Genomic DNA, 23,711 nt, shown 5'->3' with positions numbered 1-23,711 from the left:
AGGACGACACGCAGATGGCTCAAACGCTCCCCACCCCGCTCAAGGCGGCTGGCCTCATGGTCATCGCCGGAGCCTGTTTCGCGCTGGTCAACACCGCACTGCAATCGGCCACCATGCTTCATGGGGCCTCCGCTCCGACGGTGACCTTCTGGCAGTATCTGATCGCGCTTTTGTTTTATATTCCATGGATCTGGCGCAACCGGTCGGCTGTGCTGTCGACCCGACAGATCGTCTCCCATGTGCTGCGTGTCGCGCTGGCCGTGGGCGGCGTGCAGCTCTGGACACTGGGGCTTGCCCATGTGCCGATCTGGCAGGCGATTGCGCTGATCCTGTTGTCGCCCTTTTTTGTCACCATCGGGGCGGGGCTGTTCCTGCGCGAAGAGGTCTCCTTGCATCGCTGGGGCGCGGTTGTCGTGGGCATCATCGGCGGCATGGTGATCCTTGCGCCGTGGTCGGACCGGTTTCAACTGGCGGCACTGCTCCCGGTGGCTGCTGCTGCCTTCTGGGCAGCGAGTTCCGTCGTGACCAAACAGCTCACGCGCCGCGACAACACCGAGACCGTCACCATTTACCTGCTGCTGCTGCTGAGTCCCGCCAATGCGTTGCTCACGGTCAGCACCGGCTTTACCCTGCCACAAGCCACGCTTTGGCTGGTGATCGGAGCCGGGCTTTTGACCGCACTGGCGCAGCACACGTTGGTGCGCGCCTATACGCTTGCCGATGCGGCGTTCCTGCAGCCCTTTGACCACCTTAAACTGGTGTTTAACGTCGGTCTTGGCGCGATGGTCTTTGGCTTTTTGCCCGATGGCAATATGTGGCTCGGCACCCTGCTGATCCTTGTGGCCAGCGTCTATCTGTTGAACCGGGAGTCCCGCACCCGCCCGGCCTCACCGCCGCAACAGGCCTGAGACCAACGCGGCAGAAATCGCTGCGCACTGAGATCGAGCCGTCTCCACGGTTGCACCGCCAAATCGTGCGAGCAGCGTCGCTTCCGCAGATGGCGGGAGTGACGCAGCGCCAATGAGTTGCGTCACCACGCCCAGCGCCCCGGCAGCGCCAGCCCCCTGCCAGCGCTCGGTTGCCTGCACTGTTGCGACCAGGCTTTCCAGCAAGGTGGCAAAGGCGCCCCCCTCCTGCGTGGTCAGTGCATTATCCAGCAGTTCACGCAACACGAGCTGCCCGGCGGTGGGCCTTGCGCTCAAGAGCAGTTGATAGGAGGCAAAGAAGGCCTCCAGTTGGTCTTCGGGGGAATGGTCCTCATCCATCGCATCAAACAGCAATTGCAGCACCGCTGCCGCCGCCTGCTCGACCGCCAATGAATAGAGCGCGCCTTTGCTGCCAAAGTGGTGCAACAGCGCCTGCTTGCTCAGGCCCAGCTCTCTGGCGATGCTTGAGATCGAAGCCCCGGCATAGCCATGCGCCGCAAACAGGCGGCACGCGCTTTCAATGAGTTGGGTGCGGGTATTGGATGGCGCAACACGTAATGTCATTGCGCCATTAACACAGGTGATCGCGTGGCCGGCAACCTACCGATTGGTAGGAGTGCGCAAATCCACAAATAAAATCGCCCCCAGCCGTAAGACCGGGGGCGCTGCAAACAGGATGCGGATGCACCCCGGGGAGGGATCAGTTCACGGTCGAGCCCGCGATTTCCTTGGGCTTCGATCCTGCGGCGGATGCGATTTCAATCCGGCGCGGTTTCAGCGCTTCGGGCACTTCGCGCACCAGATCGATATGGAGCATACCGTCGGCGTGGCTTGCGCCTTCGACCCGCACGTGATCCGCCAGCGTAAAGCGGCGCTCAAACGCGCGGGTGGCGATGCCGCGATGCAGATAGGTGCGTTCGCCGGCATCCTCGGCCTTGCGCGCGGACACGACCAGCGCGTGTTCCTTCACCTCGACATTCAGCTCGTCTTCGGAAAATCCGGCAACGGCGATCGAGATGCGATAGGCATCGTCCGAGGTTTTTTCGATGTTATAAGGGGGGTAGCTGGGCTGCTGGATATCCGAGCTCATGACCCGGTCCATCAGGTCTGCAATCTGGTCGAACCCGACAGTTGCACGGTGCAGCGGAGCAAAATCAAACGTACGCATGGTTCATCCTCATCTTTGAGCGATAACTGCTATGAAGCCCTCCCAACACGGGACGGGCGGTTTTCGTTCAGAGCCCGATCATTGGCGCCCTGAACACCCTCCGATTTATGAAGGGTCATCGCAGTTTCAAGAGGTTCATGCTCAGTTGGAGATGAATTTTGCGCCGAGATCATTGCGCCGCGGCTCGCCGACCTGCACCCGGCTCACGCCTTGCGGCATGCGGCTGCCGACGTGGGCACCGGTCAGTTGGGCTTCCAACAGCGCCAGCTCTTCTGCAAGTGACGCGCCAAGCGAAACTGCAGATCCCTCCACCCGCGCCTTGGCCGATACCACGGAAACAATCCGGGGACGCTCCCCCTCAAAGGAAAACACCGGCGCGCCGGACGCGCCGAAATCCACATCGCAGGACATCACCAGCACGCCATCCTGACGGGCGATTACCATGCAGACTTCCTGCAGCGACGGGGCTTCGGACCGATCCTGCGCGTATGACACCACACCGACCCGTGCGCCCTTGCGCGGGCGGGCGTCCGTTTCAAACGGTGTGACGGTGGTATTGCGAATGGGGCGTTGCAATTGCAGCAAGGCAATGTCGTTGCGCACCCGTTTTGCCGACAGCGTGCCATCATAGACATAAGACGGATGCAGCACCGCACGTTTTACCGCGCGATAGGCCGAGGCACGCCCATTGCGCCACCCCGCCAGAAACTCGATGGAGGTCGGGTCGATCTGCTCCATCGTATCACGATCATAAAGGCAATGCGCAGCCGTCAAAACAATGTCGGGCGCAATCAACGCGCCTGTGCAAAACCCCTCGCCCTTACGATCCAGACGGCCAACCGCTTCCCAATCACGCCCCGCGTCGGTGGTCTCCAGGCTCTTGAGCCGGGTATTCTCCCCGCCCAGGGTCGTGCCCGCGACCGCGGCAACAGACACGACGCATAAAATACCGCTCAAAATCAAACGCTTCATCGGCAGCACAGACACTCTCCACATCCCTCATGCGGCAGCCTAGCCAACGCTTCGGGCAAAAATTGGGCGCGCGTGGGCGATTCCGCGCATCCCTTGGTGATGCCGTTTGCGCAGGTTCAACGCAAGATGGGAACATCGGATCGGCTGCGCTCCGCCTCCAGCGCAGGCGGTTTGGGTCCCCCGGTTGCCCAGTCCAACAGCTCAACCGTATGCACAATAGGGATGTTGGTCCCAGACCCGATCTGCATCATGCACCCAATGTTGCCTGCCGCAATAATATCCGGGTTCCTTGCCTCCAGCGTGCGCAGTTTTCGCGCCTTCAGTTGCGCAGAAATTTCCGGCTGCAACAGATTATAAGTCCCGGCAGAGCCGCAACACAAATGGCTGTCCGCTGGCTCCACCACTTTAAACCCGGCACGTTTCAGCAAGGTCTTCGGGTGGGTCTTGATCTGTTGCCCGTGCTGCAAGGAACAGGCGGCATGATAGGCGATGGTCAGTCCCTTGTCCGCGCCCTCAGGCAGGTCAAGCTGCATCAGCAATTCAGAGACATCCATCGCAAGACCCGAGACCGTTGCCGCATCCTCCGCCAAGGCATCGTTGCGGAACATGTGACCGTAGTCCTTGACGGTGGTGCCGCAGCCGGATGTGTTGATGACAATCGCGTCCAGACCTTTGCCATTTTTCTCTGCCATCCAAGCGCGGATATTCTTTGCCGCCGCCCCGTGGCTCTCATCCTCGCGTCCCATGTGGTGCGTAAGCGCACCGCAGCAGCCTGCGCCTTCGGCCACCACGACCTCGCAGCCCAAACGCCGCAGCAGGCGAATGGTGGCGTCATTGATATCGGTGTTCAGCGCCTTTTGCGCACACCCCGTCATCAACGCGACGCGCTTTACCTGCGCAACTTCCGGCGCAAAGCTCTGCGGGTCGTCATTGCGGCTCACCGGAGGGATTACTTCGGGTGCCATCTCCAGCATCGCCCGCAGCCGCGCATCCGGCATCCATCCCCGGACGGGACGCGCAATCTTCGCCCCCAGAAGTGCCAGCCGGAAACGGGTCGGATAGGGCAACACACGCGCCAGAATCCAGCGCAGTGCGCGGTCGCCAAAGGGCCGTTTGTAGTGCTTGTCGATATACGCGCGCGCATGATCCACCAGATGCATGTAATGCACACCAGACGGGCAAGTGGTCATGCAGGCCAGACAAGACAGGCAGCGGTCGATATGTTTGACGGTTTTCTCATCCGGAATGCGCTCGTTTTCCAGCATGTCCTTGATCAGGTAGATCCGCCCGCGCGGGCTGTCGAGCTCATCGCCCAGCACCTGATAGGTCGGACAGGTGGCGGTGCAGAAACCGCAATGCACGCATGTGCGCAGGATCTCATTCGCGCGTTGCGTTCCGGGGTTCTGAAGTTGTTCATCGGTAAAACTGGTCTGCATCGTCCTACACCAACGCCTCTGCCACGATCCAAGCTCCCATCATCCCGCCGGGCAAGCTCAGCAGCAGGAACACAATGTACCGCAGGATATTGAGCGCGGGTTCGGGAAAGCTCGGGATATACATGCGGGTCAGATGAAAGAGCGCGGCTACCCCTGCCCCACCGGCTGCCGAGATATGCAATATCCCCCGGTAGCCATTGGACATCGCGTTCCCTGCCGGATCGCTGCCCGTGATCGGCGCCAGACCAAAGCTGTAGGCAATGATCCCGGCCCCGACGATGAGGCTGGCGGCGAGGCCCAGTCTTGCCGCCGGGATCACCGACAGCCCCACAAAGACAGGAACGCCCGCCACAAAGATAAAGATCACATCCATCGCTACCCCATCAATCCTGCATTCAAAATATGTCGCGGATCAAATTGCCGACGCAATCCCGCGGAAATTGCCGCCAGCGGTGCGGGCTCCGGATGGTGGCGCGGCACCGATGTGCCCGCGCGGGACCGGATCAATGTTGCATGACCGTGCACCGTCATGCGCTGCCGCAAGTCCACGCCTTCGGGCATCAAGGCCCAGACCAGACCGCCACCCCAATCACAGAGACATCTCGTTGCCCCCAATGTCGGGATCAACTCAACCGCGTCCGTCGGTTTGACAGACACCCGCCAGATATCGCCCTTCAACCCTGCAAAATCATGCAGATCGCGGAGACCGCGCCACAGCTCGCCCGAGCCAGACACCTCTGTCACCGCGCCATAGCGCCCAAGCTGCTCTCGCAATGCCTTGACGCGATAGGCCACAGACGCCTCAAACCCCTCGAGCCGCACATAGGCCCGTTGCGCATCCGGGTCATATGCGGCCCCGGTCACATCAAACGGCGAGCCTAGGGCTGCCGACAAACAGGCAATCCCGGCGGCAAGATCAATCTCTTCAATCGCCAGAGTGGCCTCCGTCTCGGAACGTGGCAGCACCTTGAGAGCGACCTCCGTCAAAACCCCAAGCGTGCCATGTGATCCCGCCATCAGCTTGACCAGATCATAGCCGGTGACGTTTTTCATTACCCGGCCACCATTGCGCAGCACCTCGCCGCGCCCATCGACAAACCGCACGCCAAGCAGAAAGTCCCGCGCAGCCCCCCCCTGAATGCGCCGCGGGCCGGAGGCATTGGTGGCAACAACGCCACCGATTGTCGGCTCCCCTTCGGTCCCCAGCACAGGACGGAAATCCACAGGCTCGAACGCGAGACGCTGGTTTTCCGTCGCCAGCAGCGCCTCGATCTCGGCCACCGGCGTGCCCGCCTGTACCACCAGCGTCAGAGCCCCCGGCTCATAGAGCGTCACGCCTGACAGACCGCTTGTACTCAGCCGCTCACCAGGCACCTCAATACCCCGTGTACCGCCTCCCTCGATGCAAAGAGGCCCATTTGCCCCAGCAATGATGTCGGCCAGTTCAGCCTCACTGTGCGGTGTCATCATTTCATCTTCTTCCAAATATCCTTGGGGGTCTGGGGGCAAAGCCCCCATGGCGTGTCACTCTGCGGCAAGACAAACGGTGCGGCGGCTCTCTGTGCTCGACAGAGGAAAAACCTTCGCCGGGTTGAGCAGCCACTTCGGATCGAACACATCCTTCACACGCACCTGCGCCTCGATGTCCGCAGCCTCATACTGATGCAGCATCAGATCGCGTTTCTCGATCCCCACACCGTGCTCTCCGGTCAGGCAGCCTCCCACCTCGACACACAGCTTCAGAATTTCGGCTCCAAAGGCTTCGCACCGTTCCAGATCGCCGGGTTTGTTGGCGTCGAACAGGATGAGCGGATGCATATTGCCGTCCCCCGCATGAAAGACATTTGCAACTTTCAGGCCAAAGTCTGCACTCATCTCCTCGATACGGCGCAAAACCTGCGGCAGGGCAGACACCGGGATGGTTCCGTCCAGACACATATAGTCGTTGATTTGACCCATGGCCCCAAAGGCCGATTTTCGCCCCAGCCAGATCCGCGCGGCCTCATCGGCATCGCCCGCTTCGCGCAGCTCCACCGGGCTATGCTGTTGCGCGATCTCGACGATCAGCCCCAACTGATGCGCAATTTCCGCCTCGGCCCCCTCGACCTCGATGATGAGCAGCGCCTCGCACATCGGATACCCCGCCTTGGCAAAGGCTTCGCAGGCCTCGATACAGGGGCGGTCCATGAACTCGATCGCAACTGGCAACACGCCGGCCTTGATGATGTCCGACACGCAGGCCCCCGCGACCTCATTGCTGTCAAAGGCGATGAGCACGGGGCGCGCGCCTTCGGGTTTGCGCAGGATACGCAAGGTCGCCTCGGTCACCACGCCCAGCTGCCCCTCGCTGCCACAGATCACACCCAGCAGATCCAGCCCACCTGCGTCCAGATGCGCGCCACCAATCTCGACCACGGTGCCATCCATCATCACCATCGTCACCCCAAGGAGGTTGTTGGTGGTCACACCGTATTTGAGGCAATGCGCCCCGCCAGAGTTCATCGCGATATTGCCCGCGATCGCGCAGGCCAACTGCGAGGACGGGTCGGGCGCGTAAAAGAAATCCTCTTCTTCCACCGCGCCAGAGACCGAGAGGTTCGTGCGTCCGGTCTGCACCCGGATGATGCGATTGGCGTAATCGGTTTCCAGAACCTCGTTCATGCGTGCCACACCAAGGATCACACAATCGGCGGTTGGCAATGCCCCACCGGCAAGAGACGTCCCTGCCCCGCGCGGCACCACCGGCACATTCATGTCGTGACAGATCCGCAGCACGTCCGACACCTCTTGGGTCGAGCGTGGCAACACAGCCAGCATCGGCGGGCATTTGTAGGCCGTCAGCGCATCACACTCATAGGCGCGCGTCTCCGCTTCATCCGAGATCAACGCATCATCGGGCAACACCTGCTGCAATCGTTTCAGCAACTCGGCCTTTCGGGCCAGGATGGCGGCATTGGGGGGGGGCATCTCCATGCGGGCTCTCCTATTTGGTAAAGTATTATTACCAATTCATCCCTACTGGCAAGGACGAACTGACTGGGCTAGGGTCGGGCCATGATGTGGATTGACCGACTGACCCTGTTTTCTATGTGGGATTTCATAAGCCTGGCCTGTTACATACTGGGCTGGCTATGGATCGGCTGGCGCATTGAGAACCCCAGCAAATCACGGCCCTCGGTCTCGCTTCTGATGGCGGATTTCAGGCGCGAGTGGATGAAAGAGATGGTGACCCGGTCTCCGCGCATCTTTGATTCGCAGGTAATTTCCTCATTGCGGCAGGCCACCGCCTTTTTTGCATCGGCCACCATGCTGGCGCTTGGGGCCGGGCTGGCGCTAATCGGCAATACAGAACAGCTCGCCGGCGTGGCGCAAGATCTGGCGCTGGGGCAAACCCCGGATTTTGTCTGGGAGATCAAGATCCTGTTGGTGTTGGCCGCGCTCACCAACGCGTTTCTTGCCTTTGTCTGGTCGCACCGGCTGTTTGGCTACTGCTCGGTTCTGATGGCCGCAGTCCCGAATGAGCCCAGCGACCCCCGCGCCTATCCGCGGGCGCAGCAGGCCGCTGAAATCAACATCACGGCAGCACGCAGTTTCAATCGCGGTCTGCGGGCCACTTATTTCTCGCTTGCCGGGCTGGCGTGGCTGGTGGGCGCCGAGGCGCTCATCCTCGCCACCGTGATCACCCTTGCGGTGCTGTATCGTCGCGAGTTCATCTCGCGGTCCCGCCGCATTCTGATGCAGTCAGAACCCAAAATTGTCGCCCCCACCAAAATGTGACCGCACGCCCTCGGGGAATTGGATAGCCTGAGTGCATGTTGAAACATGTCCTCCTATCGCTGCTATTTCTCGTCGCACCACAGATGGCCCTGGCGGCAGATCCCGTTGTCGAAAATGCAACCGCAGTGAAGCGTGGCGACAGCTGGAGCTTTTCCGTCACGCTGTCCCACCCGGACACGGGCTGGGATCACTATGCCGACGGGTGGCGGGTTCTGGATATGGAGGGCAACGAACTTGGTCTGCGCGTGTTGGCGCATCCGCATGTAAATGAACAACCCTTCACGCGTTCGCTTGGTGGCGTTCAGGTGCCCGAAGGCGTCAGGAAAGTGCAGATACAGGCGCGGTGCAGTGTCGACGGCTGGGCGCAGAACACCACGGTGATCGACCTGCCCTGAAGCCGATCAGACCCGGTGATAAGGGCTGCCGGACAGGATGGTCGCGGCCCGATAGATCTGTTCCGCCAGCATCAGGCGCACCATCATATGCGGCCAGACCATTTTGCCGAAGGAGATCGAATAGTCCGCCTCGGCCCGCAGTGAGGGATCGATCCCGTCTGCACCGCCGATAATCAGCGCCAGATCCTGTCGCCCCATGTCGCGCCACCCTGCAAGCCGATCCGCAAAATCCGGTGAAGAGATCACTTTGCCACGTTCATCCAGCGTGCAGATCAAGGCCCCCTTGGGCAGCGCCTTGCGCAACAGATCCGCCTCCGCGCCCATACCGGCGTTTTTCTTGTCCTCAACCTCGATAACCTTGGCCGGGCCAAGACCGAGTGCTCGACCGCTGCGATCAAATCGCTGCAAATAGTCATTGATCAATGTCTTTTCCGGCCCGGCGCGCAACCGCCCGACCGCGCAGATATGCACGCGCATGAAGGATTCCTGATGTCAGAAGGGAAGGCCCGGCGGTTGCATGCGTGCTTGGCAGGACCAAGACTGCAATGCCGGGATATAACAAAGGCCTTTCGGGTCAGGCAACGCCCGACCCGCGACGGGCCTCGGGTACAACCGTCTTTTAGCTGGCGACTGCGCCTGCGGGCAGCCACATCTTCTCGATCTGGTAGAACTCGCGCACTTCGGGACGGAAGATATGCACGATCACATCACCGGTATCGATCAGAACCCAGTCACCTGCGTCCTTGCCTTCAACTTTGCAAGAGATGCCGAATTCATGCTTCAGCTTCTCGGTCAGTTTCTCGGACATCGCCGCGACCTGACGGGTCGAACGGCCAGAGGCCACGACCATATAGTCGCCAATGGACGTCTTGCCGCGCAGATCGATCCGCGTGACATCTTCGGCCTTGTCGTCATCGAGAGAGGAAAGGATGCGCTCCAGCAGGTCCTCGCTGGAGAATTGCGGTGCAGAAGCGGCCATCACGGCTGCTCCGGACGGGGCGGCAATCGCCGCCTGAGGTTGGGGTGCCAGGACATTGTCCTCCTTGCTGCGCGCCGACGGACCCCCGGCGCTGGGGATACCTCAAATGTAGCAACAGAACGCCCCCTTTTCAATCAAGCTGCGCCGCACCGCCGCGTGACTGTGACCCAAGGTCATCGCCGTCCTCCGGCGTGCTCTGTCCCTCTGCCATCTGCACAGCCAGTCGATCATTCAAAAGGCGCAACTCCCGCTGCGGGAAGGGAATGGAAATCCCCTCGGCCTTGAACGCATCCCAGAGCGCCAGAAAGACATTGCCGCGGATGTTCGTCAGCCCCCCCGTCGGGTCGGTGATCCAGAAGCGCAGGATATAGTCCACGCTGCTGTCGCCAAACCCAACGATATGGCACACGGGCTTCATCCCCTCGCGCTCCAACACCCGATCAACGGTCATGGTCGCCGCAATCGCCACCTTGCGGACCAGATGCGGGTCGTCGTCATAGCTGGTGCCGAAATTGATATCGAGCCGGACAAACCGGTTGGAATGCGACCAGTTCACCACCTGCGAGGTGATCAGGTCCTCGTTCGGGATCAGGTATTCCTTGCCGTCCCGCGTCACCACCGACACGTAGCGCGCGCCCAGCGCATTGATCCAGCCGAAGGTTTCCCCAAGGGAGATCACATCGCCCGGCTTGATGGACCGGTCCATCAGGATGATGATGCCCGACACAAGGTTCGAGACCACCTTTTGCAGGCCAAAACCGATCCCAACGCCGACAGCACCGGACAACACCGCAAGCCCGGTCAGGTCGAACCCGATGGAGCGGATCACGATCACAAAGGCGATCCCGTACAGGAGCACCTGCACCGCCTTGCCCGCCAGCACCTTCATCGAGGGCGAGAGGTCCTCGTTTCCCTTCAGCCCCCGCTCTGCAAGGCCCGACCCCATGCGCGCCAGCGTCAGCATGGCCGTCGCCAGCACCACCGCCTTCAGCACCACAAGCAGCGACAGATGCAGTGACCCGATGTCAAAGGCAATGGAATCAAGGATCTGCGCCGCGTCGTCGACGAGGTTGAACACCGCGAGCGTCGCATAGATCCACAACAGCCAGGCGGCGAGCTTGCGCAGGGTCGGGTTGGCGATGAACCGGGAGATCAGCGCGATCGCCAGCCACGCCGCCGCCAGTTTCGCCACCGCCCCGATCAGGTAGCTGCGCGAGGGCCAGGTGACCTCTCGCATGATGGCATAGACTGTCCAGGCAAACACCGTGAAGTAGATCAGCGACAACCGCCTCAGCACTTGCACCAACAGCCGCAGGCGCCATTTCGGCCAGCCCTCCCGGGCGCGGGCCCAATGCTCCCACCGGGCATGCGTGAGGTGTCGCATCAGGATCGAGACCGCAATCAAGGCCAGCACGATCAGCACCTGATACTGACGCCAGCCGGGCGTCAGTGCCATATCCCAATAGATCTGCGCCTGCGTCATCAGATAGTGCAGGGTGCCCTGTACCGCCTCGGGCAGAATGTCTTGCTCCATTCCGGTCCTCCTTCCCGCCAGCATGTCCTGCACCGGGGGACCAAGGCAAGGGAAACACCGGGGCGGGCGTGATCACATGCCAGAGAACGAATCTTGATTGTCGGGAGGTGTGGATATATGCCACAGGGCATGACTCACGTATTGGCTCAGACGATTGCCCTTCAGGACCGCGCGCGCTTGCGTGAACGGTTCTTTGGTGCCGCCCGCACGGTTCTCGCACGCCTATAAGGTCGTGCCGCCAGACCAGTTACGCCAGCACTTTTACCCATATACGGGAGAGGACCGATGTCCCCCAAAACACTCTATGACAAGATCTGGGATGCCCATGTCGCCCATGAGGCGGAGGATGGCACTTGCCTTCTGTACATTGATCGCCACCTCGTTCACGAGGTGACCAGCCCGCAGGCGTTCGAGGGCCTGCGCATGGCCGGTCGCAAGGTCCACGCACCGGACAAGACGATCGCGGTTCCCGATCACAACGTGCCGACCACTGCCGGGCGCGACGATCCCGAACAGATGCCCGAGGACAGCCGCATCCAGGTGGCCGCGCTGGACACCAACGCCCGCGAGTTCGGCGTGCATTACTACCCGGTCAGCGACATCCGCCAGGGCATCGTGCACATCGTCGGCCCTGAAAACGGCTGGACCCTGCCCGGCATGACCGTGGTCTGTGGCGACAGCCACACCGCGACCCATGGCGCGTTCGGCTCGCTGGCCCATGGCATCGGCACCTCCGAGGTGGAGCATGTTCTGGCGACCCAGACGCTGATCCAGAAGAAGTCCAAGAACATGAAGGTGGAAATCACCGGCACGCTTGCGCCCGGTGTCACCGCCAAAGACGTGGTTCTGACCATCATCGGCGAGACCGGCACCGGCGGCGGCACCGGCTATGTCATCGAATATTGCGGTGAGGCGATCCGCAACCTGTCGATGGAAGGTCGCATGACCATCTGCAACATGGCGATCGAAGGCGGCGCACGTGCCGGTCTGATCGCACCTGATGAGACCACCTTCGACTACGTCAAGGGCCGCACCCACGCCCCCAAAGGCGCGCAGTGGGAGGCCGCCGTGAACTGGTGGAAGACGCTCTATTCCGATGACGACGCGCATTGGGACAAGGTTGTCACCATCCGTGGCGAGGACATCGCCCCCACAGTCACCTGGGGCACCTCGCCGGAGGACGCATTGCCGATCACCGCGACCGTCCCCGCACCGGAAGACTTCTCCGGCGGCAAGGTCGAGGCCGCAAAACGCGCGCTGGACTACATGGGCCTCACCCCGGGCATGAAGCTGACCGACATCGAGATCGACACGGTCTTTATTGGCTCCTGCACCAACGGGCGGATCGAAGATCTGCGCGCCGCTGCCGAGGTGGTCAAAGGCAAGAAGATCAAGGATGGCATGCGCGCCATGGTGGTTCCGGGCTCCGGCCTTGTCCGCGCACAGGCCGAAGAGGAAGGGCTCGCCGAGATCTTTACCTCGGCCGGTTTTGAATGGCGTCTGGCGGGCTGCTCCATGTGCCTGGCGATGAACCCCGACCAGCTGAGCGAAGGCGAACGCTGCGCCTCGACCTCCAACCGGAACTTCGAGGGCCGCCAGGGCTTCAAGGGGCGCACCCACCTTGTCTCCCCTGCCATGGCTGCCGCTGCCGCCGTCACCGGCAAGCTGACCGACGTCCGCGAGCTCTGAAGGAAGAAACCCATGAACAAGTTCGAAACCTTCACCGGGATTGCGGCGCCGATGCCGCTGGTCAATATCGACACCGATATGATCATCCCCAAGCAGTTCCTGAAGACCATCAAGCGTTCCGGCCTCGGCGTGCACGCCTTTGACGAGATGCGCTATGATCGGCAGGGCAACGAAGTCCCCGATTTCGTGCTGAACAAGCCGCAGTATCGGGACACTTCGATCCTGATTGCGGGCGACAACTTCGGCTGTGGCTCCTCGCGCGAACACGCGCCCTGGGCTCTGGCGGATTTCGGCATCAAGGTGGTGGTCTCCACCTCCTTTGCCGACATCTTCTTCAACAACTGCTTCAAGAATGGCATGCTGCCCATCGTGCTGCCGCAGGAGCAGGTCGATCTGTTGATGTCGGATGCGGAAAAGGGCGAAAACGCCCGCATGACCGTCGATCTGGAAACCCAGCAAATCACCACCTCCGATGGCGAGGTCATCACGTTCGATGTCGACCCGTTCCGCAAGCATTGCCTGCTGAACGGTCTTGATGACATCGGCCTGACCCTGGAAAAGGCGGACTCGATCCAGTCTTTTGAGGCCAAGGCCGCGCAGGAACGTCCCTGGGTATAAGAGCCTTGACCACAATCGCGAAGAAGGCCGCCCCCGGGCGGCCTTTTTTCATATCACCGGACGCGATCCGCACAATTCTGCCCCAATACCTAACGCCGCCCTGTCCCGGCGCGTTGCGCGTGCCCGGACCACGGGAGACAGGCAAACGGGCGATAAGATGATGATTTGACGGATTAAGATTGATGCATGTCAGCACCACTTACCTGCCAGTCCATCAAATTTGACGCATTTCCTTAACCCGATACTTGAGAAATCTGATGCCCCCGTGCAGGATTGGGGCAAAAATGAGGCAGCGCAGTCTGGGCAAACCCGGGGTGCATCATACCGGGTCATTCCACCAAAAAAACCGGAAGACCCCAGGGCAAAGGGAACATAGAGTGCTTGCACGCATGACAAGCGCGGCAATTCGCGGGCTATTGGTGGCACTGTTGGTGGTGCTGCCATCGCTATTGTTGCCAGTCGCGGCGACGCAATCCCCTGAGATCGTGGCCTTCACCGCCCTTCTGGCCGGCGGGTTGATTTTTGCCGAGTACTTTACGCATTTCCCAAGCTTCGTTGAATTCCGGGACGCTCCCCCTCTCAATCGCAGCCGCTTCGTTTTTGCCTCCCTGTGCATGATCCTGCTCAGCCTGCTGGCGGGCCATCCCTTCCAGCCGACCGGCTTTTCCGCCTTGGTTCACAAACTGGCCTATACCATCGGCGACACACTGGATTTTGCCTACTCGCCCGTGCAGTTGAGCCGCCTCATGATGCCCGAGCATGTGCCGCAGTATACGGTGGATCTGGTGCGTGCGGCGGCGGGACTTGCCTATTTGCTCTCGCTCATGTCCATCGCCTATTTCGCGCTCCTGATCCGGCTGCGCAACTGGCCGCTGGCCAATGGCGCGTTCAACGTCTGGGTCAACCTTCCCCTGTTTGATCCCACCACCGGCGGGGATGTGGTGGCGCGCCTTCAGCGCGATGCCAAGCTTCATATCATTGCCGGTGTCCTGCTGCCCTTCCTGCTGCCGGCGCTGGTCCAGATGGGGGGCAGCCTGTTCGATCCGGCGCTGCTGGGCAGCCCGCAATTGCTGATCTGGTGTGTCACCGGCTGGGCCATGGTGCCCGCCAGCATGATCATGCGCGGCATGGCCCGCCTGCGCGTCGCGGATCTGATCGCGCAGAAACGCCGCGCCTTTGCCCACGACCTGCAAACGGTATGAGGGGCGTAACAGCCGTTCTTGTTTTCCTGTTGCTGGCCAGCACCCTCCGGGCCGAACCCCTGCGGATCGCAACCTTCAACACCGAACTCAGCCGCAAGGGGCCGGGACTGCTGTTGCGCGACCTGCGCCGGGATAATGCTCAGGTGGCGGCGGTGGTCGACACGATCCGGCGCGCCGAGGCAGATATCCTCGCAGTGCAGAGCCTGGATTGGGATCACGATCAGGAGACGCTGCGCGCCTTCCAGGCCCTGCTCTCCGAGGCGGGAATGACCTACCCGCATGCCTTTGCCCTGAAACCCAACGCTGGGATTGCATCCGGCCTCGACCTGGACGGGGACCAGCGCTTGGGCGAGCCAGAGGATGCCTGGGGCTGGGGGCGCTTTACCGGACAAAGTGGCGTCGCCCTCCTGTCGAGATACCCGATCCTTGCAGATCGCGCCCGGAGTTTCACCGGCCTGTTGTGGCAGGATCTGCCGGATCACCGCATGCCGCGGACCCAGGACGGTGGCCCCTTTCCGGATGCCGATGTCGCCGCCCTGCTGCGCCTGTCATCCACCAACCACTGGATCGTGCCCGTGCGTCTGCCCGATGGCACCCTTCTGCAGGTCATGAGTTTTCACGCCGCGCCGCCGGTCTTTGATGGCCCCGAAGACCGCAACGGCCGCCGCAACGCGGATGAAATCCTGCTCTGGCTGCATCTTCTGGACGGCTCTCTCGGACCGGCTCCGGCCCCGCCTTTTGTGCTGCTTGGGGATGCAAACAATGATCCGCATCGCGGTGAGGGGCACAAGGACGCCATCACCCGGCTGCTGCGCGATCCACGTCTCCAGGACCCGCTGCCAAACGACGCCAACGCGGCCAGCCACACCGTCACCTGGAAGAGCACCGGCCCGATGCGGGTGGACTACGTGCTCCCCTCCGCAGGGCTTCAGGTCACCGCGTCCGGCATCCTGCGCAGCGACGGCAGCCGCCACGGGCTTGTCTGGGTCGACATTCGTCGCTGAAAGCACCACCAGCGCAGCATAACTGCGCCGCCATTATTGACCCCGCGACAGCAGCCCGCTACGCCCTTTTCCAACACGTCAAAGGAGTTTGCGAGATGTCCAATCCATCGATTCTGATTTTGCCTGGCGACGGGATCGGCCCCGAGGTCATGGCCGAAGTCAAAAAAGTCATTTCCTGGTTCGGCGACAAGCGTGACCTGCAGTTCGATGTGAGCGAGGACCTCGTCGGCGGCGCCGCCTATGATGCCCATGGCACACCGCTGCACGACGACACCATGGCGCGCGCGCAAGAGGTCGATGCGGTTCTGCTTGGCGCTGTCGGCGGGCCCAAATACGACAGCCTCGATTTCTCGGTGAAACCCGAACGCGGCCTGCTGCGCCTGCGCAAGGAAATGGATCTCTACTCCAACCTGCGCCCCGCGCAGTGCTTTGACGCGCTCGCGGATTTCTCGTCGCTGAAGAAAGACGTCGTTGCCGGCCTCGACATCATGATCGTGCGCGAGCTGACCTCCGGCATCTACTTCGGCGAGCCTCGCGGCATCATCGAAGAAGGCAATGAGCGCGTCGGTATCAACACCCAGCGCTATACCGAAAGCGAGATCGACCGCGTTGCGCGTTCGGCGTTCGAGCTGGCCATGCGGCGCGGCAAGAAGCTCTGCTCCATGGAAAAGGCCAACGTGATGGAGAGCGGCATCCTGTGGCGCGAAGTCGTGACCGAAGTTGCCAAGGACTACCCCGAGGTGGAGTTGTCGCATATGTATGCCGACGCTGGCGCCATGCAGCTGTGCCGCTGGCCCAAGCAATTCGACGTCATCGTCACCGACAACCTCTTTGGCGACCTGCTGTCGGATGCGGCCGCCATGCTGACCGGTTCCCTTGGCATGCTGCCCTCCGCCTCGCTCGGAGCGCCCATGAACAATGGCCGCCCCAAGGCGCTCTACGAGCCCGTCCATGGCTCCGCTCCGGATATCGCCGGTCAGGGCAAAGCCAACCCGATCGCCTGCGTGCTGTCCTTTGCCATGGCCCTGCGCTACAGCTTTGACATGGGCGCAGAGGCGGACCGGCTCGAACAGGCCGTTGAGAAAGTGCTTGCCGACGGGGTGCGGACCGCTGACCTCCTGGGCGAAGAAGGCGTCACTCCGGTCACCACGTCTGAAATGGGGGATGCGATTCTGGGCGCGCTTGACGCCAGCCTCTGAGTCAGAACTCATCTGTTGTATCGATGACAGGCCGGGGATCCCTCGGCCTGTTTGCTTTTGGGCCACCGCAAAAGCGGGGCAACATCGCCATTCCCCCCTTGCAAGTCGCCCCCCGGCAGCGTTAGCGCTATAGGGGAGGCGCCAGGTGTCGCCGCTTACAGACAGTTCGGTGACCGGATGAATATCAAAGCAGCCCTGTTGGCCCTGCTGGCCTATGTGATTTTTTCCACCCACGACGTGGTGGTGAAATATGTCAGCGCCGAGGTCTCGGCCTTTCAGATCGTGTTCTTCTCCAGCCTGCTCTCCTTTCCGTTGCTGACGATGATGATGGTGCGGGATTCGACCCCCGGCACGCTGCGGCCACAGCACCCCGGCTGGATGGCGCTCAGATCGTTGTCGATGTCGGTGGTCCCCGCCAGCGCGTTTTATGCGTTTTCGGTGCTGCCATTGGCGCAGACCTATGCGCTCCTGTTTGCCACACCGCTGCTGATTACGCTTCTGTCCATCCCGATCCTGGGAGAGAAGGTCGGCCTGCCCCGCATGGCGGCCGTGCTCCTGGGCTTTGTGGGGGTTCTGGTGGTCCTGCGCCCCGGTCAGACCACATTGGGCCCCGGCCACGCTGCCGCCTTGCTTGCCGCCTTTGGCAATGCGTTTCAGTCCGTCATTCTCCGCAAGCTGAGCCATGTCGAGCGGCGAGTCGTCCTCATGCTGTTTCCGATGCTGACCACCGTCGTGGTCATGGGGCTGACCCTCCCCTTTGTCTATGTTCCGCTGACCGGACCGGAGCTGGGCGGGCTTGCCATTATCGCCGCCTTCGGGTTCTGCGCCACGCTTCTTCTGGTCACGGCCTACTCCTTTGGTGAAGCCGCCGTCGTGGCACCGATGCAGTATTCGCAGATCATCTGGGCGACCATCTTTGGCGCTCTGCTATTTGACGAAAGCGTCGATCTCCTGACGCTGGTGGGCGCGGCGCTCATCATCGCAAGCGGTGTCTTCATCGTTCTGAGAGAGGCCCGCGGAGGCCGCTCCTCCAACACCCCGGTGCTGCAAACACGCAGCCGAGCGGTTACCACAGGTGGCTTGAACGTATCGTTCTTTCTTAAGCGAAATTCCTCGGATGATCGTAGCGAATAGTGCTTGCAAACTCCCGGATCTGGGTATACTTCACGCGCCACGGTCGGAGCGTAGCTCAGCCTGGTAGAGCACTGTCTTCGGGAGGCAGGGGCCGGAGGTTCGAATCCTCTCGCTCCGACCAATAAAACAAGGTGTCGATTGCAGAGGTATTCTGCCTGTCGGGCACATAATTTACCTTTATGCAGTGATGTTGACCCATCTAAGGTGTCCGATGAAGCCGTCGAGAGCGCTGAGATCCTGTATGACGTAGTTTGAACGGCCCACTCCTGCCGTTCATCAAAGATGCCTTTGCTGCGGTGCAGCTTCAGCGGACCGGCTGTTCGCCGTGGTTGCAAGACCGAGGCACGGGCAAACTTGTGCTTGGAATTTCTGGACGTTCGTCGTTAGCGCCCCAAAGCAAACCGTTGCTCAGGGCCCGGCCTCGGAGCGCCGGACCTCGGCGAACAGCCATCGCCGCGCGGCCACCACAACAGGTGGCAATGCGGTTGCCTTCAGCCAGTGTAGTCCGCGTCGGAGACCTTTTCCAGCCAGGTTACCGGCGTGCCGTCGATGCTCTCCTGAATGGCGATATGTGACATGGCGGTCTCGGGGGCGGCGCCATGCCAGTGCTTCTCGTCCGCGGGGAAGAAGATTACATCGCCCGTCGACACCTCTTCGATCGGGCCGCCTTCGCGTTGCACCCTGCCGCGGCCGAAGGTGATGATGATCGTCTGTCCCGCCGGATGGGTGTGCCAGGCGGTGCGGGCGCCGGGTTCGAAGGTCACATGGGCACCGCTGGTGCGGCCGGGGGCGTCGGCTTGGAACAGGGGGTCGATCCGCACGGTTCCGGTGAAATAGTCTTCGGGACCGGGGGCGGAGGGCGTGCTGCCAGCTCGGATGATCTTCATGGAATGTCTCCGTTGGTGAGGCGGCGGGGCCGTGGCCGCGCCGCAGGATTTCAGTCTGCGCGGCTCTCGAACACCTGCCGCGCCACGGGCATCGCCGAGAACACCTTGGGCCAGCCCGCATAAAAGGCAAGATGCGAGAGCATCGCGCCTGCCTCTTCCTGCGTCAGCCCGTTGTCCATTGCGCGGTTCAGGTGAAAGGTCATCTGCTCGGGCTGGCCGGCGGTGATCAGCGCCGCAACGGTGACCAGGCTACGGTCGCGGGGCGCAAGGGCCGGGCGCAGCCAGAGGTCGTTGAACAGCAGCTCGCGCGTGGTATCGACGACGCCGGGGCTGACATGGGCGAAATTGGACTGAACCGCCTCTTCCCGCGCAGCTTCGGCCTCTTCGTCCAGCGGCAGGAGATCGGGCGCGAGAGCAGGCAGGTCTTCGGCGGTCACGCCGCGCGCGTCATAGACCGGGGCCATGGCCTCGGCTGCTGCGGTGGCGTTGCCCCAGCCGGTGTAAAACGCGAGATGCGTGATGGTTTCCGACAGCTCCGCCGGGGTCACGCCCGCGTCAAGCGCCAGTTCGGTGTGACGTCCAAGCGTATCCGCCTCGTGGCGTGTGACCAGCGCCGCAAAGGTGACAAGCGCGCGGTCGCGTATCGAGAGCGCCTCGTCGGTCCAGACCGAGCCGAAGAGGTCTTCGGTGGCATAGGCGGCGAGCGCCGGAGCCACCGCATCGGCGGCGGCAGGAAGGGTTCGGGCCAGGTCCTGTGCCGAGGCGGCGGTACTGGCGAGAGCGAAGGCGGAGGCAATGATCTGGGTCTTCATGGGAGCATCCTTAATATCGGTGATTTGGCGATCAGGCGGGGACCGGTCACACCGGTCTCCAGTTGCAGGCGTTCGGATTCAGCTTCCGTAGTCCTCGTCGGAAACCAACTCCCCCCAGGTTACGGCAGAGCCGTCCTGAACCGCCTGAATCGCGTAATGGGTGACCGAGGTGCTTTTCGTCGCGCCATGCCAGTGGTTTACGCCCGCTGGGGCGAACACCACATCGCCGGTGCGCATCACCTGTTTGGCGTGACCTTCTTCCTGATACCACCCGGTCCCCGCCGTCACGACGAGGTATTGCCCCACCGGATGCCTGTGCCAGGCCGAACGCGCACCGGGCAGGAAGGTCACTTCACCTGCGCTGACATCGTTCATGTCGGGGGCGAACACCGGTGCGACAAAAACTGTTCCGGTGAAGGTGTCCGGACTGCCCATCTGGCCGCCTCGCTCCAGGGCCGTGGACTGTGTCATCTGCTGGGCGAGGACCGCGGGCGCGGCGAGGCTCAGGGCAAGTGCTGCAAATGTCGTCTTCATTGGGGTGTCTCCATAATCGGTGCAAAAACAACGAGACCTGCCCCCGCGCGCGAGGGCAGGTCCGGGGCCTTAGGTGAGGTGACCTTCGAAGAACGCCTGAAGGCGGTCGAAGGGGATGATGTCCTTCTGGTCGTAGAGATCGCAGTGATCCGCGCCGTCGATGATCACCAGCTCTTTGGGGTCGCGCGCCGCCGCGTAGGCGTCTTCGCTGAAGTAGCGGGAATGCGCCTCGGACCCGGCGATGATCAGTGCCGGGCGCGGCGAGATCTCATGGATGTAGGTGAGCTGCGGCATGTTCATGAAGGACATGGCCGAGGTGACGTTCCAGCCGCCGTTCGAATTCAGGGAACGCGCGTGATAGCCGCGGTCCGTCTTGTAATAGGCGTGATACATGGCGATCACCGGGTTATCGATGCCGTCCAGCGTGTCCGGCAGACCACCGGCCAGCTTCGGAGCCCCCTCCGAGGCGGCGTCTTCCCAGCGTTGCAGGCTCATGGCCGTCAGCGCCTCGGTGCGATCCTCCTCGGTCATCGCATCGAAATAGCCGCGGGCGTTCACCCGGCTCATGTCGTACATCGAGGTCACCGCCACCGCCCTGACCCGCTTGTCGGGGGCGGCTGCGTTCAGCGCCATGCCGCCAAAGCCACAGATGCCGATCATACCGATACGGTCGCGGTCCACCACGTCCTGCAACCCGAGGAAATCGACTGCCGCCATGAAGTCCTCGGTGTTGATGTCGGGCGATGCAACGTAGCGCGGGGCTCCGCCGCTTTCGCCGATGTAGGAGGGATCGAACGCCACGGCGGCAAAGCCGCGCTCGGCCATTTCCTGGGCATAGAGGCCCGCGGCCTGCTCCTTGACGGCGCCAAAGGGGCCGGCGACAGCAAGCGCGGGAAGGGGCGCCTCGCCACGGTCTTTCGGCAGATAGAGATCGCCCACCAGCGCGATGCCGTAGCGGTTGGTGAAGCTCACTTTGCGGTGGTCGACGCGGTCGCTCTGCGGGAAAGTTTTATCCCACTCGGTGCTCGCCTGCGCCAGTGCGGCCTCGGCGCTCAGCGATGCCATGCTAAGCGCGGCAGCGCCTGCTCCGGCAGTCAGCAGCAGCTCTCGGCGGGCGGGGTCTTGGGGATCGGTCGGGGAGATTGGGGTGGTCATGTCGGAAACTCCGGTTCGAATGTGTCGTCTGCCCCCAATCTGGACCTGCATCCGGAGCTGGATAAGGTCACCCTGCCTTATCGGTTCCATGAACTGAATTCATGCTAGAGCGGTGTTTTTCCTTTGCACCGCGCTATTCTTTGCCCCAGACAACCGCGAACTACAGCAGGAGCGCGCCATGGACCGTGAAATGCTCGGCGATCTGTCGACTCTTCTCGCCGTCACCGAAGAGGGCAATTTCACCCGCGCCGGACACCGCCTCGGCGTGTCCCAATCCGCCGTCAGTCACACGATCCGGCGGCTGGAGGACAAGATCGGCGTGCGATTGCTGAACCGCAGCGCGCGCAAGGTGACCCCCACCGACGCGGGTGAGCGGCTTCTCGAAACGCTGCGCCCAAGCTTCCGGCACCTTGACAACAGGATCGAGGAAATCCGCACCCTGGGCGAACGCCCCTCGGGGCTGGTGCGGGTGACCTCCAGCGTGCCAGCCACGCGCGATATCCTCTGGCCGGTGGCCTCGCAGCTGGTGCGCGACTATCCCGACGTCCGCATCGAGATCAGCAGCGAGGGTCGCCTTTCTGACCTCGCCGAAGACCGTTTTGACTGCGCGATCCGGCTCGGAGAGCATCTCAGCCCCGACATGATCGCGGTCCCCGTCGGGCCACAGTTGGAAATGGCAGCGGTTGCCAGTATCGACTACCTCGCGCGGCGTGGCACCCCACGCCACCCCGACGATCTCGATGCCCATGACTGCATCCTGATGCGGCACCGCTCCGATGGGCCAGTCTATGACTGGGAATTTGAGCTCGCGGGCGTTGAGGTGGTGAAAAAGTTGACCGGTCCTTTCATCCTGAACGACCCCGGCCTCGTGATGGAAGCGGTGCGGGCGGGTCACGGGGTTGGCTACCTGCCGCTGCCGGAAGTCCGCGCGGACCTCGACACCGGACGTGTCCACCGTGTCCTCGCCAACTTCTGCCCGCCCTTCGACGGCTACCACCTGTGCTACATGGGGCGGCGAAATCTTAGCTCGGCTCTACGGCTTTTGATCGACCGGCTGCGCTCGGCAAGATCATGACATGCGTTCATGGAGGTGTGCTTCGGGTCACCAGAAGATGACGCCGTCGTTTGACTTAATCCGAGGCTGCACCACCGATGCGCTGCTCGCTGGCCGCACTGGCACTTAAGGGACATTCTTGCAAATCAAGCCGCCTGATCTGTCGACCCATCGTCGAAAAAGGGCTTGGAGGGGCCTTGCGGCGGCGCAGAAAATCCCAGCTTAGGTCCGCTCCTAATGCCGGCTTTTTACCTTTGTTGGATGGTCGGATTGTCGTCGCAGTTAAAATCCGTATTCAGCGCGTTGGCCGTCTCCTCTCAGCCTCAAGCGTGACGGAGACCGGACCTTCCCGTGACCTTTCCCCGAGGTTAGGGCCGGTTTGACCTGGAATCTTCCGGTTGGGTTTGAGTGTTTAGCGGCAGCGTGGAAACCGCAAGAGTCGCAAGCGCTGGCGCGGCGGTTTTCATCAGGAACTCCGTTGGGGATAGGTATCCGAGCGCCGAATGTGGGCGCTTGGTGTTGTAGTGATTTCGCCATCGTCCGATTTCATCGCGGGCATGGCGCAGGGATCGGAACCAATGCAAGTTCAGGCACTCACCTCGGAACTTGCCGTTGAAACTCTCCACGAAGGCGTTCTGCACCGGCTTCAGGGAGCTTCCTCCTTCATCCATTCAAAGGTGGAAATCTCCAGTTCGCAATGGCCCGGATACCGGGGGGGAAGGTCAGCCGCACTGAAGTGGACCTCCGCTGGACGTGTCGCGATGTCATGCTGCTCCTTCGATTGCATTTATAGCAGCCAAGGAGACGAGCGATGGGAACGAAACGGACGGGCGCATTCCGCGTTGATGCGGTGCGGATCGCGTTGGCAAGCGGGCTAACAAGCAAGCAGGTTGCATCTGAATTAGGTGTTGGTCTACCGAATCTACAGCGAAGAGGGGCTGACTGTGCGCAAGCGAGGCGGCCGAAAACGCGCGACTGGAACGAGGACCCCCATGACGATCTCGAAAGGGTCCGATCAACGATGGTCACTGTGTTTTGGAGGTTGAGGCTGTTGCGAACTAAAGAAGCCGCCCATTTGGCGGCTGTAACGTCTTTATATTTATATGTAATTTGGTTGCGGGAGTAGGATTTGAACCTACGACCTTCAGGTTATGAGCCTGACGAGCTACCTGGCTGCTCCATCCCGCGGTGTTTGTTTTTGTGTTTTGTTTAGAGAGTTTTTTGTTTTTGGGGTGA

At 61.8% G+C, this 23,711-nt stretch carries 24 protein-coding genes, 2 tRNA genes and 3 pseudogenes; 13 read left to right on the top strand and 16 right to left on the bottom strand.

Annotation, left to right across the window (positions count from 1 at the left end; translation table 11 throughout):
- Positions 1 to 14 precede the first annotated feature (14 nt).
- A complete protein-coding gene (locus MHM97_RS11045; RefSeq protein ID WP_239322419.1) occupies positions 15 to 908 on the top strand; it encodes a DMT family transporter in 894 nt (297 codons plus the stop codon).
- On the opposite strand, the gene MHM97_RS11040 is transcribed toward MHM97_RS11045, so the two are convergent.
- From MHM97_RS11040 to MHM97_RS11010, 7 genes are all read right to left on the bottom strand, one after another.
- Positions 888 to 1,490: a TetR/AcrR family transcriptional regulator gene (locus MHM97_RS11040; RefSeq protein ID WP_239322418.1), complete on the bottom strand. Its 603-nt coding sequence runs from the start codon at positions 1,488 to 1,490 to the stop codon at positions 888 to 890. The genes MHM97_RS11045 and MHM97_RS11040 overlap by 21 nt on opposite strands.
- A gap of 136 nt (positions 1,491 to 1,626) precedes the next feature.
- Positions 1,627 to 2,094: an Hsp20 family protein gene (locus tag MHM97_RS11035; protein ID WP_239322417.1), complete on the bottom strand. Its 468-nt coding sequence runs from the start codon at positions 2,092 to 2,094 to the stop codon at positions 1,627 to 1,629.
- A 141-nt stretch (positions 2,095 to 2,235) separates the two neighbouring features.
- Entirely contained in the window at positions 2,236 to 3,090 is an 855-nt protein-coding gene (locus MHM97_RS11030; protein ID WP_239322416.1) for a trypsin-like serine peptidase, read from the bottom strand.
- Positions 3,091 to 3,182: 92 nt separating this feature from the next.
- Positions 3,183 to 4,502 carry a glycolate oxidase subunit GlcF gene (glcF, locus tag MHM97_RS11025; protein ID WP_239322415.1) on the bottom strand — a complete coding sequence of 440 codons (1,320 nt, stop codon included), beginning with the start codon at positions 4,500 to 4,502 and terminating at the stop codon, positions 3,183 to 3,185.
- Positions 4,503 to 4,506: 4 nt separating this feature from the next.
- Positions 4,507 to 4,875 carry a hypothetical protein gene (locus tag MHM97_RS11020; RefSeq protein WP_239322414.1) on the bottom strand — a complete coding sequence of 123 codons (369 nt, stop codon included), beginning with the start codon at positions 4,873 to 4,875 and terminating at the stop codon, positions 4,507 to 4,509.
- Between the two features lie 2 nt (positions 4,876 to 4,877).
- On the bottom strand, positions 4,878 to 5,969 hold the full coding sequence (locus MHM97_RS11015) for an FAD-binding protein (RefSeq protein WP_239322661.1): 1,092 nt from the start codon (positions 5,967 to 5,969) through the stop codon (positions 4,878 to 4,880).
- 57 nt (positions 5,970 to 6,026) lie between these two features.
- Positions 6,027 to 7,475: an FAD-linked oxidase C-terminal domain-containing protein gene (locus MHM97_RS11010; protein WP_239322413.1), complete on the bottom strand. Its 1,449-nt coding sequence runs from the start codon at positions 7,473 to 7,475 to the stop codon at positions 6,027 to 6,029.
- Between the two features lie 81 nt (positions 7,476 to 7,556).
- Between MHM97_RS11010 and MHM97_RS11005 the strand changes: the two genes are divergently transcribed.
- Both MHM97_RS11005 and MHM97_RS11000 read left to right on the top strand, forming a co-directional pair.
- The gene (locus tag MHM97_RS11005) at positions 7,557 to 8,279 is read left to right on the top strand and encodes a DUF599 domain-containing protein (RefSeq protein WP_239322412.1); all 723 of its coding nucleotides are present in this window, start codon (positions 7,557 to 7,559) and stop codon (positions 8,277 to 8,279) included.
- A gap of 35 nt (positions 8,280 to 8,314) precedes the next feature.
- Positions 8,315 to 8,674: a hypothetical protein gene (locus MHM97_RS11000; RefSeq protein ID WP_239322411.1), complete on the top strand. Its 360-nt coding sequence runs from the start codon at positions 8,315 to 8,317 to the stop codon at positions 8,672 to 8,674.
- Positions 8,675 to 8,680: 6 nt separating this feature from the next.
- Here MHM97_RS11000 and rlmH read toward each other — a convergent pair whose 3' ends face one another.
- The 3 genes from rlmH to MHM97_RS10985 all read right to left on the bottom strand — a co-directional run bounded on the left by rlmH (position 8,681) and on the right by MHM97_RS10985 (position 11,187).
- Positions 8,681 to 9,151 carry a 23S rRNA (pseudouridine(1915)-N(3))-methyltransferase RlmH gene (gene rlmH / locus MHM97_RS10995; protein ID WP_239322410.1) on the bottom strand — a complete coding sequence of 157 codons (471 nt, stop codon included), beginning with the start codon at positions 9,149 to 9,151 and terminating at the stop codon, positions 8,681 to 8,683.
- A gap of 142 nt (positions 9,152 to 9,293) precedes the next feature.
- Positions 9,294 to 9,653, bottom strand: a complete 360-nt coding sequence (gene rsfS, locus MHM97_RS10990; protein ID WP_239322409.1) for a ribosome silencing factor — start codon at positions 9,651 to 9,653, stop codon at positions 9,294 to 9,296.
- Between the two features lie 130 nt (positions 9,654 to 9,783).
- The gene (locus MHM97_RS10985; protein ID WP_239322408.1) at positions 9,784 to 11,187 is read right to left on the bottom strand and encodes a mechanosensitive ion channel family protein; all 1,404 of its coding nucleotides are present in this window, start codon (positions 11,185 to 11,187) and stop codon (positions 9,784 to 9,786) included.
- Between the two features lie 285 nt (positions 11,188 to 11,472).
- On the opposite strand from MHM97_RS10985, the gene leuC reads away from it, so the two are divergent.
- The 7 genes from leuC to MHM97_RS10950 all read left to right on the top strand — a co-directional run bounded on the left by leuC (position 11,473) and on the right by MHM97_RS10950 (position 18,154).
- The gene (leuC, locus tag MHM97_RS10980) at positions 11,473 to 12,876 is read left to right on the top strand and encodes a 3-isopropylmalate dehydratase large subunit (protein WP_239322407.1); all 1,404 of its coding nucleotides are present in this window, start codon (positions 11,473 to 11,475) and stop codon (positions 12,874 to 12,876) included.
- A 12-nt stretch (positions 12,877 to 12,888) separates the two neighbouring features.
- Positions 12,889 to 13,494, top strand: coding sequence for a 3-isopropylmalate dehydratase small subunit (leuD, locus tag MHM97_RS10975; RefSeq protein WP_239322406.1), 606 nt, complete (start codon positions 12,889 to 12,891; stop codon positions 13,492 to 13,494).
- A 377-nt stretch (positions 13,495 to 13,871) separates the two neighbouring features.
- Positions 13,872 to 14,696: a hypothetical protein gene (locus tag MHM97_RS10970; protein WP_239322405.1), complete on the top strand. Its 825-nt coding sequence runs from the start codon at positions 13,872 to 13,874 to the stop codon at positions 14,694 to 14,696.
- The gene (locus tag MHM97_RS10965; RefSeq protein WP_239322404.1) at positions 14,693 to 15,700 is read left to right on the top strand and encodes an endonuclease/exonuclease/phosphatase family protein; all 1,008 of its coding nucleotides are present in this window, start codon (positions 14,693 to 14,695) and stop codon (positions 15,698 to 15,700) included. Before MHM97_RS10970 ends, MHM97_RS10965 begins: the two co-directional genes overlap by 4 nt.
- Before the next feature lie 95 nt (positions 15,701 to 15,795).
- Entirely contained in the window at positions 15,796 to 16,899 is a 1,104-nt protein-coding gene (gene leuB / locus MHM97_RS10960; RefSeq protein WP_239322403.1) for a 3-isopropylmalate dehydrogenase, read from the top strand.
- Between the two features lie 177 nt (positions 16,900 to 17,076).
- Positions 17,077 to 18,033: a DMT family transporter gene (locus MHM97_RS10955; protein WP_239322402.1), complete on the top strand. Its 957-nt coding sequence runs from the start codon at positions 17,077 to 17,079 to the stop codon at positions 18,031 to 18,033.
- A gap of 44 nt (positions 18,034 to 18,077) precedes the next feature.
- Positions 18,078 to 18,154: transfer RNA gene (locus MHM97_RS10950), tRNA-Pro, on the top strand.
- A 370-nt stretch (positions 18,155 to 18,524) separates the two neighbouring features.
- On the opposite strand, the gene MHM97_RS10945 is transcribed toward MHM97_RS10950, so the two are convergent.
- The 4 genes from MHM97_RS10945 to MHM97_RS10930 all read right to left on the bottom strand — a co-directional run bounded on the left by MHM97_RS10945 (position 18,525) and on the right by MHM97_RS10930 (position 21,421).
- The gene (locus MHM97_RS10945) at positions 18,525 to 18,920 is read right to left on the bottom strand and encodes a (R)-mandelonitrile lyase (protein WP_239322401.1); all 396 of its coding nucleotides are present in this window, start codon (positions 18,918 to 18,920) and stop codon (positions 18,525 to 18,527) included.
- A 50-nt stretch (positions 18,921 to 18,970) separates the two neighbouring features.
- Positions 18,971 to 19,732, bottom strand: coding sequence for a carboxymuconolactone decarboxylase family protein (locus MHM97_RS10940; protein WP_239322400.1), 762 nt, complete (start codon positions 19,730 to 19,732; stop codon positions 18,971 to 18,973).
- A gap of 78 nt (positions 19,733 to 19,810) precedes the next feature.
- Positions 19,811 to 20,266: a (R)-mandelonitrile lyase gene (locus MHM97_RS10935; RefSeq protein ID WP_239322399.1), complete on the bottom strand. Its 456-nt coding sequence runs from the start codon at positions 20,264 to 20,266 to the stop codon at positions 19,811 to 19,813.
- A gap of 69 nt (positions 20,267 to 20,335) precedes the next feature.
- Positions 20,336 to 21,421, bottom strand: a complete 1,086-nt coding sequence (locus tag MHM97_RS10930) for an alpha/beta hydrolase (protein ID WP_239322398.1) — start codon at positions 21,419 to 21,421, stop codon at positions 20,336 to 20,338.
- Positions 21,422 to 21,599: 178 nt separating this feature from the next.
- On the opposite strand from MHM97_RS10930, the gene MHM97_RS10925 reads away from it, so the two are divergent.
- Complete coding sequence (locus MHM97_RS10925) at positions 21,600 to 22,496, top strand: LysR family transcriptional regulator (RefSeq protein ID WP_239322397.1); 897 nt, start codon at positions 21,600 to 21,602, stop codon at positions 22,494 to 22,496.
- Between the two features lie 347 nt (positions 22,497 to 22,843).
- On the opposite strand, the pseudogene MHM97_RS10920 reads toward MHM97_RS10925, so the two are convergent.
- A pseudogene (locus MHM97_RS10920) lies at positions 22,844 to 23,122 on the bottom strand (integrase core domain-containing protein); the annotation flags it as partial.
- A gap of 164 nt (positions 23,123 to 23,286) precedes the next feature.
- Between MHM97_RS10920 and MHM97_RS22870 the strand changes: the two are divergent.
- Together MHM97_RS22870 and MHM97_RS10915 are read left to right on the top strand one after the other, a co-directional pair.
- Positions 23,287 to 23,406: pseudogene (locus MHM97_RS22870) on the top strand (IS3 family transposase); the annotation flags it as partial.
- Positions 23,387 to 23,512 (top strand): annotated as a pseudogene (locus MHM97_RS10915) (IS3 family transposase); the annotation flags it as partial. The pseudogenes MHM97_RS22870 and MHM97_RS10915, both read left to right, overlap by 20 nt.
- Before the next feature lie 74 nt (positions 23,513 to 23,586).
- Here the strand turns inward: MHM97_RS10915 and MHM97_RS10910 are convergent.
- Positions 23,587 to 23,663: transfer RNA gene (locus MHM97_RS10910), tRNA-Met, on the bottom strand.
- Positions 23,664 to 23,711 lie beyond the last annotated feature (48 nt).

The organism is Epibacterium sp. Ofav1-8, assembly GCF_022348185.1.
GTDB lineage: Bacteria > Pseudomonadota > Alphaproteobacteria > Rhodobacterales > Rhodobacteraceae > Epibacterium.
Note: the sequence above shows the minus strand (reverse complement) of the source record. Positions and strands in the feature narration are given on the sequence as shown.